Here is a 14,513-nt window from a genome sequence, read left to right on the forward strand (position 1 = left end):
TGACCGGGCCTGCGGCACAGGCCCGGTGCGCCCGCGATGCGGGCGCAGCCACCTTCGGTGGCTCGTACCAGGAAATCTCTCTCAGAGATTGTCCAGGTACGTCCGCAGCTTGTCAGAGCGGCTCGGGTGCTTCAGTTTGCGGATCGCTTTGGCCTCGATCTGACGGATGCGCTCGCGCGTCACGTCGAACTGCTTGCCTACCTCTTCCAGCGTGTGGTCGGTCGACATCTCGATGCCGAAGCGCATGCGCAGCACTTTGGCCTCGCGCGGCGTCAGGCTGTCGAGGATCTCCTTGACCACATCGCGCAGGCCGGCCTGCATGGCGGCATCAACCGGTGCGGTGTTGTTGGTGTCCTCGATGAAGTCGCCCAGATGCGAATCGTCGTCGTCGCCGATCGGCGTTTCCATGGAGATCGGCTCCTTGGCGATCTTCATGATCTTGCGGATCTTGTCCTCGGGCATCTCCATCTTCTCGGCCAGCGTCGGCGCGTCCGGCTCGTAGCCGAACTCCTGCAGGTGCTGGCGCGAGATGCGGTTCATCTTGTTGATGGTCTCGATCATGTGCACCGGGATGCGGATCGTGCGCGCCTGGTCCGCGATCGAGCGGGTGATGGCCTGGCGGATCCACCACGTCGCGTAGGTCGAGAACTTGTAGCCGCGGCGGTATTCGAACTTGTCGACCGCCTTCATCAGGCCGATGTTGCCTTCCTGGATCAGGTCGAGGAACTGCAGGCCGCGGTTGGTGTACTTCTTCGCGATCGAGATCACGAGGCGCAGGTTGGCCTCGATCATTTCCTTCTTGGCGTCGCGCGAGGCCTTCTCGCCTTCGTTCATCTTCTTGTTGATCTGCTTCAGGTCCTCGATGGGCACCACGGCGCGGGCCTGCAGGTCGATCAACTTCTGCTGCAGTTCCTGAATGGCCGGCAGGTTGCGCGTCATCACGGCGCTGTAGGGTTTGCCGGCAGACGCTTCCTTCTCGGCCCACTTCAGGTTCAGCGAGTTGGACGGGAAGGTCTTGATGAAGTACTCCTGGGGCATGCCGCATTTGTCGACCAGGATCTTGCGCAGCTCACGCTCGTAGCGGCGAACGTCGTCCACCTGCGACCGCAGGATGGCGCACAGCCGTTCAATCGTCTTGACCGTGAAGCGGATGCCCATGATCTCGGCGCTCACCGCCATCTGGGCCTTGTTGTAGGCCGGCGACTTGTAGCCTTCCTTCTCGTAGGCCTTGCGCATCTTGTCGAAGTGCGCGGCGAGTTCGTCGAAGCGCTGCAGCGCGGCGTTCTTCAGCTCTTCCAGCTTCTTGGTCAACGCCTTGGAGCCGCCGTTGCCGTCGTCGTCGTCCTCGTCGTCGAAGAAGTCGACGTCTTCCTCGGCCACGTAGTCGTCGGCCTCGTCTTCGGAGACAAAACCGTCCACGGCTTCGGAGATCTGCATTTCACCGGCGCGTATCTTGTCGGCCAGCAGCAGGATCTCGGCGATCGTGGTCGGCGACGCTGAGATCGCCAGCATCATCGCCTGCAGTCCGCCTTCGATGCGCTTGGCGATCTCGATCTCGCCTTCACGCGTGAGCAGTTCGACCGTGCCCATTTCGCGCATGTACATGCGCACGGGGTCGGTCGTGCGGCCGAACTCGGAGTCGACCGTCGACAGCGCAGCTTCGGCCTCCTCTTCGGCCTCTTCTTCAGTGGCGGTGGTGGTCGTACCCCCGGCGATCAGCAGCGTGGCAGCGTCCGGCGCCTGTTCGTAGACCGCGATGCCCATGTCGTTGAGCATGGACACGATGGCGTCCATGATCTCCGTCTCGACCAGCTTCTCGGGCATGTGGTCGTTGATTTCCGAGTGGGTCAGGAAACCACGCGTCTTGCCCATCTTGATGAGCGTCTTCAGCTCCGAGCGGCGCTTGCTGACCTCTTCTTCGGTCAACATCGTCTCGTCCAAGCCGAATTCGCGCATCAGTGCGCGCTCCTTTGCGCGCGATACCTTCATGCGCAGCGGCTTGGCCTTGGGCTTGCTGTCGCCCTCGGCGACGGCTTCCTCGACCTCGGTTTCGACTTCCGTCTCAAGGTCGGCCTCGACGTCGGAGAAGTCCTCTTCGGCATCGAGTTCGGCGCCGCCGGCCTTCTTGGTGGTGGCGGTCTCGGCCTTCGGCTTGCGGCCGCGCTTGCCCTTGGCGCTGCCGTCGTCGACTGCTTCGGCCTTGGCGGCGCGCGCGGGCTTGGCGGCGGCTTTGGCAGCCGGCTTCGCCTTGTCTTCCTTGGCCGCGACCGCTTTGGTCACCTTCTTCTCTTCAGTGTCGGTGGCCTTGCCGGCCTTGGCGGCGGTTTTCGCGGGGGCGGTTTTCTTCGCGGTCATGAACTTCCTCGGATGGATCAGGGCTCAGGCGGCCAGCCGGCAACTCCGCGTCTTCCCCGGGGATGTCCCGGAGACGAAAACGGAAAAACGGGCGGGCAGGGCAGAGCCGAACTCGCTTGACGGATCAGCAGATGGGGTCATCCGGCCGGGGGTCAAGCGTCGGCTCCTGGGGCAAGCTGGCGTGAACTGTTGTCGAGGGCAGCCCTTGCGGGAAATGGGTGGCCTGTGTGTAACCCGTGTCTCGGGTGGCCGGGGCCCGGAGGTGCTGCTGTCACTCTTGCCGCGCAACAAACCGAGAATTATCGTCGATGTAACGTGCGCCGTCAAAGCATACAGTTGCATGCACGCCCAAACCGGTTCTATGTCTCGGTGAGGCGCTTTTTCAGCTCGGCGTATTGCCGTGCCAATTCCTTGGTGCGCTGGATCGCCTGTCCGTCGAAATCGCCCGACTCCGACAGCAGGTTCCACTCGTCCTTGATGGCGGCCAGCGTCAGCTGGTCGAGCACGATGTGAAGCTGTCGCTTGATATCCACATCCGGATCGTTGGCATGGAAGGAGGCGACGCGCTGGAGCAGCGCAGCGCCTTGTTCTCCCAGTTCTTCCTGTTGTGCAAGCAGGCCCTGAAGCACCGTCTCGGCATTTTCGGGGCCGTGTTCGTGCAGGTGCCGCTCGATCCAGAGGAACGCCGGCCCATAAGGGGCCGGCTGCTCGGCCAGCAGGTCGTGCGCGGCCGTTCCCAGCTCGTCCCAGAGCTCGATGCGGCAGACGAGCAGCCACAGGGCCCGGTCGAGCAGCGTCGCGGTGCCGGTCAACAGCCGGCGTGACGCAGGGGCGCGGCGGCTGGGGGCTGCGTCTGGGGGGGGCGGTTTGGCGCGCGGGGCCGGGCCACCCTGCCAAGCCTGTTGCAAGTCCTCGACCGGCATCGCCGACGACTGCGCCAAGTCCGCCAGGATCTGGCGGCGCAGCAGTCCGTCCGGCAGGGCCTGCCACAGCGGCTTGGCCTGAGCGAGAAAGCGTGCCCGGCCCTCCGCCGACGACAGGTCGCAGCCGTCGCGCGCAGCTTCGATCAACTGGCGCGACAGCGGCACCGCGTCGGCGACGCAGCGCTCGAACGCGTCGGTGCCAAATTCGCGCACGTACGAGTCCGGGTCGTGCTCGGGCGGCAGGAACAGAAACCGCACGCTGCGCGTGTCGGTTGCGTGCGGCAACGCAGCCTCCAGGGCGCGCCCGGCAGCCCGGCGCCCGGCGGCGTCGCCGTCGAAGCTGAACACCACGGCATCGGTGAAGCGAAACAGCTTGTGCACGTGCTCGGCGGTACAGGCGGTGCCAAGCGTGGCGACCGCGTTGGGGAAGCCGAGTTGTGCGAGCGCAACCACGTCCATGTAGCCCTCGACCACCAGCGCATAGCCCCTCTGGCGAAGTGCGGCGCGCGCCTCGTGCAGCCCGTAAAGTTCGCGCCCTTTCACGAAAACGGGTGTTTCAGGCGAATTGAGGTACTTCGGTTCGCCCTGGTCCAGTACCCGCCCACCGAAACCGATCACCTCGCCCTTGACGCTGCGGATGGGGAACATCACGCGGTCGCGGAAGCGGTCGTAGCGCTTGGCATCCTCGCCTTCCCCTTGCGCGATGACGAGCCCGCTTTCCTCGAGCAGTGGGTCGTCGTAGCGGGGGAACACGCTCGCCAGTCCGCGCCATCCGTCGGGGGCATAACCGAGACCGAAACGTGCGGCAATCTCCCCGGTCAGGCCACGGCCCTTCAGGTACTGCACGGCGCGCGGGCTGCCTTTGAGCTGCTTGCGATAGTGCTCGGCCGCTTTTGCAAGCACCTCGCTCAGCGTGGCTTGCCGCTCGCGTGCCTGCGCGGCCAGTGCGCGTTGTTCGGCCGTGCTGTCGTCCTCGGGCACCTGCAGTCCGTACTGTTGCGCGAGCTCTTTGACGGCGTCGACGTAGCCGAGCGCGCCGTGCTCCATCAGGAAATCGATGGCCGTGCCATGCACGCCGCAGCCGAAGCAGTGATAGGTCTGGCGGGTCGGGCTGACGATGAAGCTGGGCGTCTTTTCGCCATGGAAGGGGCACAGGCCCTTGAAGTTGAGGCCTGCCTTCTTGAGCTGCACATACCGGCCGACGATCTCGACGATGTCGGCGCGTGCGAGGAGGTCTTGTTTGAAGCTCGGTGGGATCACCGGCGGAGTCTACCCAAGCGGCGTGCCGGGACCGGCAGTGGCAAGGGCAGAGTGGACTAAGGCGGCGAATAGGTAGTTTAACTACATGATTTGTAGTTACCTCGACATCAGTGTGGACTGGCGCTCCGTTCGCTTCTGAGGGTCATCCCTAGCGCAATTTCGCCAGGATTTAGCGACACTCCGGTCCCTTTCCGAGTTTTGGCTAGACCGTACATGTCATCTTCTTCTCGTCGCAAGGTAGTAAAACTACTTTCAATGGTGACTTCGATGTCCCTGGGCGCCGGCGTCGCAAACGTACGCGCCTGGAACAAGGGCCGGCTCGAGGTCTGGATCAACGCGGACAAGGGCTACGCCGGCCTGCAGAAGGTGGGCGAGGAATACACGCGCAAGACCGGCGTCCGCGTCGAGGTGCGCCACTTCGACAATGCCGTCGACCGTTTCGAGGCGGCGATGAAGGCCCGGCAGGTGGGCGAAATTCCTGACATCTGGATCTGGCCGCATGACCGGCTGGGCGACTGGGTCCGGCAGGGTTGGGTCGTGCCGCTGAAGCCCAGCGAGCCGGTGCGCGCCGACATCGTGCAGGTGGCCTGGGACGGTTTCATGATGGGGGGCAAGACCTGGGGCTATCCGCTGTCGGTGGAGGCGGTCGCACTGGTCTACAACACCGAACTCGTGCCGGTGCCGCCGAAGAGTTTCGAGGACGTGCTTGCGTTGCACGACAAGTTGAAGGCCCGCAACATCCGTGCGCTCGGCTGGGAGACCGGCAGCCCGTATTTCACCTGGCCGCTCATGGCGGCGGGTGGCGGCTATGTGTTCCAGCGCAGGATCGACGGCACCTACAACCCGCAGGACACCGGCATCAACCACCCCGGCGCCGTGCGAGGGGCCGAGTACGTCGTCAAGCTGATGAGTGCCGGCGTGATTCCCCAGGGTGGCTTGAGCTACCAGGACGCCGAGGCCGACATGCAGGACGGCCGGCAGGCCATGTGGATCACCGGGCCGTGGGCCTGGGAGGGGCTGAAGCAGGCTGGCATCGACTTCAGCGTCGCGCCGCTGCCGTCGCTGGCCGGCAAGCCGGCGCGCCCCTTCGTCGGCGTGCTCGGCGCGATGCTGACCGCGGGGCCCAACCAGGCGATCGCGACCGACTTCATCGAAAACCACCTGCTGCAGCCTGGGGGCCTGGGGCAGATCAATGCAGCCAAGCCGATCGGCGTGCCGGCCTCCAAGCGCATGTTCTGGAAGCTGTACTCCGACCCGCGCATCCGCACCTCGATGGACGCGATCTACGCAGGCCGTGCGATGCCCAGCAACAGCGAAATGACGCTGTTCTGGCAGCACCTGTCGACGGCGCTGCGCGACATCAACACCGGCATACGTTCGCCGAAGGACGCGCTGGACGCTGCGGCCAGCCAGATACGTGGTGCCGCGACCGCCAAAGCGGCGGCCGGCGGCAAGTCGTAGTCAGTCGCCCATCACGATGCCTTCGCGCCGCGGGTCGGCGCCGCCGAACCAACCGTCTTTCGTGCGCTGGATGGCTTGCAGGCCGCTGGTCATGTTCGTCTCGCGGATCTCATGGCCGCGGCCGCGCAGCGCGTCGAGTGTGGTCGCCGGGAAACGCTTTTCCTCCAGCAGCGTCGGGCCGTTGGTGGAGCCGAAGTTCGGCAGGCTGATCGCCTGCTGTGCGTTGAGCCCCCAGTCCAGGGTGCCGAGCAAGGTCTTCGCGGTGTAGTGGATGATCAGCGCGCCCCCCGGCGAGCCCGCGCTCATCACCAACTGGTTGCTGCCTTTGTCGAACACCAGCGTCGGGCTCATGCTGGAGCGCGGGCGCTTGCCCGGCTGCACCCGGTTCGCGATCGGCTTGCCGTCGGCGCCGGCCGCAGCGAACGAGAAGTCGGTCAGCTCGTTGTTGAGCAGGAAGCCACGCACCATCTGGCGCGCACCAAAGGCGTCCTCGATGGTGGTGGTCATCGCGATCGCGTTGCCGTATCGGTCGACGATGGAGATGTGCGACGTGCCGCGCTCGATCTGCTCGGGCTGCGGGGCGAAGGCGACCGCACCGCCGCGCGGCACGCCCGGCTTGGCGGTCTTCATCGACTGCAGGCTGATGGCGGCGGCACGTTCCTTGAGGTAGGCGGGGTCGATCAGGCTGCGCCACGAGCCGGCCGGAGCGGGCACGAAATCGGGATCGCCGACGTATTGCGCGCGGTCGGCGAAGGCCAGGCGGGCCGCCTCGGTGTAGGTGTGCAGCAGGTCGACGCTGGGCAGGCCGTTGTCCAGCGGCTGGGTCACCTTGGGGGCGTGCTCCATGATGCCCAGGATCTGCGCAATGGCGATGTGACCGGACGACGGCGGCGGGAAGCCGCACAGCCGATAGCGCTGCCAGTCGGAGCACATGGCGTCGCGCTTTTTCGGCCGGTAGTTGGCCAGGTCCTGCTCGGTCAGTTTGCCGGGATTGGTCGGGTGGTTCTGCACCTTGGCGGCGATGTCCTTTGCGATCGGGCCGGTGTAGAAGGCGTCAGGCCCCTTGGCGGCCACGTCGCGCAGCACCTCGGCCAGCGCCGGGTTGCGCACGACCATGCCGACGTCGCGCGGGTCCCCGTCGGGCTTGTAGAAGTAGCGCGCGGCGGTCTCGTCCTTTTTCAGGTGCTGCTCGCTCTTCAGCAGCGTGTGCAGCCGCGGGCTGACCTTGAAACCGTCTTCGGCCAGTGCGATGGCGGGCCGGAACAGCAGGGCCCACGGGAGCCGGCCATGCTGCCTGTGTGCCATCTCCAGCATGCGCAGCGTGCCGGGCACGCCCACCGAGCGGCCGCCGACGACACCCTCGTAGAAGGCCATCGGTTGACCATCCGGCTTGAGGAACAATTTTTCGTCGGCGGCGGCCGGCGCCATCTCGCGCCCGTCGAACGCTTCCACGCGCTTGCCGTCCCAGTGCATCAGGAAGGCGCCGCCGCCGATGCCGCTGGACTGCGGTTCGACGAGCGTGAGCACCATCTGCACCGCGATCGCTGCGTCGACCGCCGAGCCGCCCGCCTTGAGGATCTGGTGGCCCGCGTCGGTGGCCAGCGGGTTGGCGGCGGCGACTGCGTAGGTCTTCGTTGCCCAGCCGGGCTTCTCGATGTAGCCAGAGGCGGCTTCGGGCTGGTCCGGCGGGGTGTACTTGAAGTCGGGGGCGGTGACGCACCCGGTGATCAGCAAGACGGCGGTCAGCGGGGCGAGGGCGAGACGCTTCATGGGACTCCTCGTTGGTTTTCAGGGCACCGCCCGGCGCGAGCCGGGCAGTGGGGAGTGCCGGGGCATCTTACGGCGTCACGAAAACCTGTCGGAGTGTCGAAGCGTTACGTGTTCTCGTAGATCAGCGCGGTGCGAGGCGGATCGCGCCGTCGAGGCGGATCACCTCGCCGTTGAGCATGTCATTGGTGACGATCTGGTGCACCAGCTTGGCGTAGTCCTCGGGCGTGCCGAGGCGCGACGGGAAGGGCACGCTCGCGGCCAGCGCGTCCTGCACATCCTGCGGCATCGAGAACAGCATCGGCGTGCCGAAGATGCCCGGGGCGATCGTCATGTTGCGGATGCCGTTGCGGGCCAGGTCGCGCGCGATCGGCAGTGTCATGCCGACCACGCCGCCCTTGGATGCGGCGTACGCGGCCTGGCCGATCTGCCCGTCGTAGGCCGCGACCGAGGCGGTCGAGATCATCACGCCGCGCTCGCCGGTCGGTTCCGGCTCGTTCTTGCACATCGCCTCGGCGGCCAGGCGGATCATGTTGAAGCTGCCGATCAGGTTGACGGTGATGACCTTGGTGTAGAGCGACAGCGCATGGGCGCCGTCCTTGCCGACCGTTTTCGCTGCAGGCGCGATGCCGGCGCAGTTGACCAGGCCCATCAGCTTGCCCATCGAGGCGGCTTTTGCGACAGCGGCCCGGCCGTCGTCCTCGCTCGAGACGTCGCACTTGACGAAGGCGCCGCCGAGTTCGGCGGCGATCGACTCGCCCTTGTCGGCCTGCAGATCGGCGATGACCACCTTGCCGCCTTCGCGCGCCAGCATGCGCGCCGTGCCTTCGCCGAGGCCCGAGGCGCCGCCGGTGATGATGAAAACCTTGCCTTGGATGTCCATGTCGTTCTCCTGGAGGTTGTGACGTTGACGTAAACGTCAATTGTGGCTGAACTCTGCGGTCGCGCTGCCGCTGGCGCGGCAGCCGAGCCTCGGTAGAAACCATAGGTCGCCGCAACTCAAAATTGGTTGACCCTTCAATACTTGAGTTCTAAAGTATCTCGTCATGAAGATCGTCTGCATCGGCGGCGGCCCGGCCGGCCTGTACTTCGCCATTTTGATGAAGAAGGCCGACCCGTCGCGCGACATCACCGTGGTCGAACGCAACCGGCCCTACGACACCTTCGGCTGGGGCGTGGTGTTTTCGGACCAGACGCTTGGCAACCTGCAGGCCGCCGATGCGCCGACGGCCGCGGCCATCCTCGACGCGTTCAGCCATTGGGACGACATCGAGATCCACATCCGGGGTCGCACGATGCGATCGGGCGGCCACGGCTTCTGCGGCATCGGTCGCAAGCGGCTGCTGAACATCCTGCAGCAACGCTGCGAGGAGCTGGGCGTCAAGCTGCAGTTCGAGACCGACGTGGTCAGTGACGCGGACTTCCCCGATGCCGACCTGATCATCGCCTCCGACGGGCTGAACAGCCGCATTCGCAGCCGCCATGCCGACACCTACCGGCCGGACGTCGACCTGCGTCGCTGCCGCTTCGTCTGGCTCGGCACGCACAAGCTGTTCGAGGCCTTCACCTTCGCCTTCGAAGAGACCGAGTGGGGCTGGTTCCAGGCGCACGCCTACCGTTTCGATGCCGATACCTCGACCTTCATCGTCGAAACCCCGGAAGAGGTTTGGCAGGCCGCCGGCCTCGACAAGATGGAGAAGGAGGAATCGATTGCCTTCTGCGAGCGGCTGTTCGCGAAACACCTCGATGGACACAGGCTGATGTCCAACGCCGCCCACCTGCGCGGCTCGTCGCAGTGGATCCGCTTCCCGCGGGTCGTCTGCAGGACCTGGGTGCACCACAACGGGCGTGCGCCGGTCGTGCTGATGGGCGACGCCGCCCACACCGCGCACTTCTCGATCGGCTCGGGCACCAAGCTGGCGCTCGAGGACGCGATCGAGCTGGCGCGCTGCATCGGCAGGCGCGCCGGCGACCTGCCGGGTGCGCTGCACGACTACGAGACGGTGCGCAGCGTCGAAGTGCTGCGCATCCAGAACGCCGCGCGCAATTCGACCGAGTGGTTCGAGAACGTCAAGCGCTACGTCGACCTGCCACCGGAGCAGTTCGCCTATTCGCTGCTGACGCGCTCTCAGCGCATCTCGCACGAAAACCTGCGCCTGCGCGACCCGCGCTACGTCGAGGGCTACGAGGACTGGATCGCCGAACGCTGCGGCGTGCCGCGCGTGGCGCAGCGGCATTCGATTCCGCCCATGTTCACGCCGTTCACCGTGCGCAGCGTGCAACTGAAGAACCGTGTCGTGGTGTCGCCGATGGCGCAGTATTCGGCGGTGGACGGCGTGCCCGGCGACTACCACCTGGTGCACCTGGGCTCGCGTGCGATGGGCGGGGCGGGCCTGGTGTTCGCCGAAATGACCTGCGTATCGGCTGATGCGCGCATCACGCCCGCCTGTCCCGGCCTCTATACCGCCGAACAGCGCGATGCCTGGAAGCGCATCGCCGGCTTCGTGCATGCGAACACCGACGCAAAGATCGCGGTGCAGCTCGGCCACGCCGGTGCCAAGGGCGCGACCAAGGTGGCCTGGGAGGGCATCGACCAGCCGCTGGAGCAGGGCGCATGGCCCTTGATCTCGGCATCGCCGCAGCAGTATCTGGACGGCGTCAGTGCCTGGTCGCGCGCGATGACGCGCGAAGACATGGACCGCGTCACGGCTGACTTCGCGCGTTCGGCCCGCTGGGCCGCGGAAGCGGGCTTCGACTGGTTGGAGCTGCACTGCGCGCACGGGTACCTGCTGTCGTCCTTCATCTCGCCGTTGACCAACCAGCGCACTGACGAGTACGGCGGCTCGCTGGAGAACCGGCTGCGCTACCCGCTGGAAGTGTTCCGGGCGGTGCGCAAGGCATGGCCGCAGCACTTGCCGATGTCTGTGCGCATCTCGGCGCACGACTGGGTCGAAGGCGGCATCACGCCCGACGATGCGGTGGAGATCGCACGTGCCTTCAAGGCCGCGGGGGCCGATCTGATCGACTGCTCCTCGGGCCAGGTCAGCAAGCAGGAGAGCCCGACCTACGGCCGCATGTGGCAGACGCCGTTCGCCGACCGCATACGCAACGAGGCGGGCATTGCGACGATCGCGGTCGGTGCGATTTCCGAGGCCGACCACGTCAACAGCATCATCGCCGCCGGTCGCGCCGACCTGTGCGCGATCGCGCGCCCGCACCTGGCGCACCCCGCCTGGACATTGAACGAAGCGGCGCGCATCGGCTATCTCGAAGTCGAGTGGCCCAGGCAGTACCGCGCGGCCAAGAGCCAGCTCGAGCGCAACCTCGAGCGCGAGCGCGCGCAAGCGGCGCAGGGTGCCGGCCTGTCGCCGCTCGAACAAGCCAACCGGGCGCTGGGGGTGTGATGGCCACACCGATGCTGTCGCTGCAGGGCCGACACGCCGTGGTCACCGGCGCCGCCCGCGGCATCGGCGCCGCGATCGCCCGCGCGCTGGCCGAAGAGGGCGCCCGCGTTTCGCTGATGGGTCGCAAGCAGGATGTGCTGCTGGCGGTTGCCCGGGCCTTGCCGGGCGGGCCGCATGCGGCCCTGGCGGTCGATGTGACCGACGTTTCATCCGTGGCCGCGGCGTTTGCGGCCGCCCAGGAACAGCTCGGCCCGGTCGCCATCCTGGTCAACAACGCCGGCCAGGCCGAGAGCGCACCGTTCGGCAAGACCTCGCTCGACCTGTGGCAGCGCATGCTGGCGGTCAACCTGACGGGCAGCTTTCTGTGTATGCAGCAGGCGCTGCCCGACATGCTGACGGCCGGCTGGGGCCGCATCGTCAACATCGCCAGTACGGCGGGCCTGAAGGGCTATGCGTACGTCTCGGCGTATACCGCGGCGAAACACGGTGTCGTGGGGCTGACCCGCGCGTTGGCGCTCGAAGTGGCGCGCAAGGGTGTGACCGTCAACGCCGTCTGCCCGGGCTATACCGAGACCGACATCCTGCGCGAGAGCATCGCCAACGTGGTCGAGAAGACCGGTCGCAGCGCCGACGAGGTGCGCGCGCAGTTCGCGGCCGGCAACCCGCAGGGGCGCATCGTCCAACCTGAAGAAGTGGCGGATGCGGTGCGCTGGCTGTGCCGCGACACCTCCGCAGCAATCAACGGCCAGGCTCTGTCGGTGTGCGGCGGGGAGGTGATGTGAAGCGCAAGCCCGTGTCTCCCCTGGACGACCACCGCATCGGCCTGGAAGCCCGGGTCGCTTCGGACGACCACATGGCGTTGAAGCTGTGGCTGCGCCTGCTGTCGTGCAGCACCCAGATCGAGACCGAGATCCGCAAGCGGTTGCGCGTGCGTTTCGGCATCACGCTGGCGCGCTTCGACTACCTGGCGCAGCTGCACCGGCACCCGGAAGGGTTGCGCATGAATGCGCTGTCGCGCTACCTGATGGTCACCGGCGGCAGCATCACCGGTCTGACCGACGAGCTGGAAAAGGAGGGGTTGGTGGTGCGCGAGGCGGTGCCCGACGACCGTCGCTCCTTCCTGCTCAAGCTCACGCGGCAAGGCCGCGAGGTGTTCGAGCGCATCGCGACCGAGCATGAAGCCTGGGTGATCGAGATGTTCTCCGACCTGAAACTCCCCGAGCGCAAGACGCTGTACGAGCTGCTCGGCCAGTTGCGCGTGCACATGGCCACGCGCCAGACGCTCTCTACAGAGGTGGCTTGACGATGACTTCCGACGACTCCTCCCGCGTCGACCCGGCGCTGCTGGCGGGCAACCGCTGCACGGCGGCCGATTACGCCGCCCGGCATTTCGCCTGGTCGGTGCAAGACCGGGTCGGCACCATCACGCTGAATCGGCCCGAGCGCAAGAACCCGCTGACCTTCGACTCCTACGCCGAATTGCGCGATTTGTTCAGCAGGCTCAAGCATGCCGACGACGTCAAAGCGATCGTTGTCGCAGGTGCCGGCGACAACTTCTGCTCCGGCGGCGACGTGCACGAGATCATCGGCCCGCTGGTGCGGCTGAAGGCGCCCGAGCTGCTGATGTTCACGCGCATGACCGGCGACCTGGTGAAAGCCATGCGGCACTGCCCGCAGCCCGTCGTCGCGGCGATCGACGGGGTGTGCGCCGGTGCGGGGGCGATCATTGCAATGGCCTCGGACCTGCGCGTGGGCACCCTCCGCAGCAAGACGGCCTTCCTGTTCAACCGCGTGGGGCTGGCCGGCTGCGACATGGGCGCGTGCGCGATGCTGCCGCGCATCATCGGGCAGGGGCGAGCCAGCGAGTTGCTGTACACCGGTCGTTCGATGAGCGGCGACGAGGCGCAGCAGTGGGGGTTCTTCAACCGCGTGTGCGCGCCTGAAGCCGTGCTGCAGGACGCGCAGTCGTTGGCACGTGAGATCGCCAACGGCCCGACTTTTGCGAACGGCATCACCAAGACGATGCTGCACCAGGAATGGGACATGGGGATCGACCAGGCCATCGAGGCGGAAGCCCAGGCGCAGGCGTTGTGCATGCTGACCGAAGACTTCTCGCGGGCCTATCACGCCTTCGTAGAGAAGCGCCGACCCACGTTCGAGGGCAACTGAACGGAGCCGCGCATGAGCAATACCCGCTACCTGGACTGGCCCTTCTTCGAGGAACGGCATCGCCGGCTCGCGCAGGAGCTCGACGCCTGGGCCGTGGACAACGTGCCGCAGGATCACGCTGAGGACGTCGATGCCGCCTGCCGCGCGCTGGTGCGGGCGCTGGGACAAGGCGGCTGGTTGCGCCACGCGGTAGCCGACGAAGGTCGGGCCATCGACACTCGCGCGATCTGCCTGATCCGCGAAACCCTGTCGCGCCATTCGGGCCTGGCCGACTTCGCCTTCGCGATGCAGGGGCTCGGCTCGGGGGCCATCAGCTTGCAGGGCACGCCCGAGCAGCGCAGCGCCTGGCTGCCCAGGGTGGCGCGCGGCGACGCCATTTGCGCGTTTGCGCTGTCCGAGCCCGAAGCCGGCTCCGACGTCGCGGCGATGCGCTGCACCGCGAAGGAGGAGGGCGGCTGCTGGGTGCTCGACGGCGAGAAGACCTGGATTTCCAACGGCGGCATTGCCGACCTCTACGTCGTCTTCGCGCGCAGCGGCGAGGCGCCCGGTGCGCGGGGCATCTCGGCCTTCATCGTCGAGGCCGGCACGCCGGGCTTCGAGATCGCCGAGCGCATCGCCGTGATCGCGCCGCACCCGCTGGCCCGCTTGCGCTTCGACGGCTGCCGCATCCCGGCGGCCAACCGCATCGGCCCGGCGGGCGAAGGCTTCAAGCTGGCGATGCGCACGCTCGACGTGTTCCGGACCTCGGTGGCCGCGGCCGCGCTCGGCTTCGCGCGGCGGGCGCTCGACGAGGCCTTGCAGCGTGCCACGACGCGCAAGATGTTCAACCAGACGCTGTCCGACTTCCAGCTGACGCAGGCCAAGCTCGCGCAGATGGCGACCACGGTGGACAGCGCCGCGCTGCTGACGTATCGCGCTGCCTGGATGCGCGACCAGGGCCGGGGTGTGACGCGCGAGGCGGCGATGGCGAAGATGGCCGCGACCGAAGGCGCGCAGCAGGTGATCGACGCGGCGGTGCAGATGTGGGGTGGGCTCGGGGTTGTCAGCGAACAGCCGGTCGAACGCCTGTACCGCGAGATTCGCGCCCTGCGCATCTACGAAGGCGCCACCGAAGTGCAGCAGCTCATCATCGCGCGCGAGCTGCTGAAGGACGTCCGTTCCTGAACAGGAGAGA

General features: G+C 66.7%; 10 protein-coding genes. 6 read left to right on the forward strand and 4 right to left on the reverse strand.

Translation table 11 applies throughout. The features are described from left to right. Positions 1-81 precede the first annotated feature (81 nt). Both rpoD and dnaG read right to left on the reverse strand, forming a co-directional pair. The gene (gene rpoD / locus M8A51_RS09880) at positions 82-2,355 is read right to left on the reverse strand and encodes an RNA polymerase sigma factor RpoD (RefSeq protein ID WP_251778050.1); all 2,274 of its coding nucleotides are present in this window, start codon (positions 2,353-2,355) and stop codon (positions 82-84) included. A gap of 359 nt (positions 2,356-2,714) precedes the next feature. Further along, positions 2,715-4,538 (reverse strand): DNA primase, encoded by a 1,824-nt coding sequence (gene dnaG, locus M8A51_RS09885; protein ID WP_251778051.1) that lies wholly within the window; start codon positions 4,536-4,538, stop codon positions 2,715-2,717. Positions 4,539-4,751: 213 nt separating this feature from the next. On the opposite strand from dnaG, the gene malE reads away from it, so the two are divergent. Continuing rightward, positions 4,752-5,999: a maltose/maltodextrin ABC transporter substrate-binding protein MalE gene (gene malE / locus M8A51_RS09890; RefSeq protein WP_259371940.1), complete on the forward strand. Its 1,248-nt coding sequence runs from the start codon at positions 4,752-4,754 to the stop codon at positions 5,997-5,999. Here malE and ggt read toward each other — a convergent pair whose 3' ends face one another. Beyond that, on the reverse strand, positions 6,000-7,769 hold the full coding sequence (gene ggt, locus M8A51_RS09895; RefSeq protein WP_251778053.1) for a gamma-glutamyltransferase: 1,770 nt from the start codon (positions 7,767-7,769) through the stop codon (positions 6,000-6,002). Positions 7,770-7,890: 121 nt separating this feature from the next. Then, entirely contained in the window at positions 7,891-8,649 is a 759-nt protein-coding gene (locus tag M8A51_RS09900; RefSeq protein ID WP_251778054.1) for a 3-hydroxyacyl-CoA dehydrogenase, read from the reverse strand. A 163-nt stretch (positions 8,650-8,812) separates the two neighbouring features. On the opposite strand from M8A51_RS09900, the gene M8A51_RS09905 reads away from it, so the two are divergent. The 5 genes from M8A51_RS09905 (at position 8,813) to M8A51_RS09925 (ending at position 14,503) form a co-directional block, all read left to right on the forward strand. Next, entirely contained in the window at positions 8,813-11,170 is a 2,358-nt protein-coding gene (locus tag M8A51_RS09905; RefSeq protein WP_251778055.1) for a bifunctional salicylyl-CoA 5-hydroxylase/oxidoreductase, read from the forward strand. After that, positions 11,170-11,952, forward strand: coding sequence for an SDR family NAD(P)-dependent oxidoreductase (locus M8A51_RS09910; protein ID WP_251778056.1), 783 nt, complete (start codon positions 11,170-11,172; stop codon positions 11,950-11,952). Before M8A51_RS09905 ends, M8A51_RS09910 begins: the two co-directional genes overlap by 1 nt. A gap of 71 nt (positions 11,953-12,023) precedes the next feature. Next, a complete protein-coding gene (locus tag M8A51_RS09915; RefSeq protein ID WP_251778440.1) occupies positions 12,024-12,473 on the forward strand; it encodes a MarR family winged helix-turn-helix transcriptional regulator in 450 nt (149 codons plus the stop codon). A 2-nt stretch (positions 12,474-12,475) separates the two neighbouring features. Further along, on the forward strand, positions 12,476-13,339 hold the full coding sequence (locus tag M8A51_RS09920) for an enoyl-CoA hydratase family protein (RefSeq protein ID WP_251778057.1): 864 nt from the start codon (positions 12,476-12,478) through the stop codon (positions 13,337-13,339). A 12-nt stretch (positions 13,340-13,351) separates the two neighbouring features. Next, positions 13,352-14,503 carry an acyl-CoA dehydrogenase family protein gene (locus M8A51_RS09925; protein WP_251778058.1) on the forward strand — a complete coding sequence of 384 codons (1,152 nt, stop codon included), beginning with the start codon at positions 13,352-13,354 and terminating at the stop codon, positions 14,501-14,503. Positions 14,504-14,513: the final 10 nt, after the last annotated feature.

This window comes from Caldimonas mangrovi (assembly GCF_023721835.1).
In the GTDB taxonomy this organism is placed as follows: Bacteria; Pseudomonadota; Gammaproteobacteria; order Burkholderiales; family Burkholderiaceae_C; genus Caldimonas; species Caldimonas mangrovi.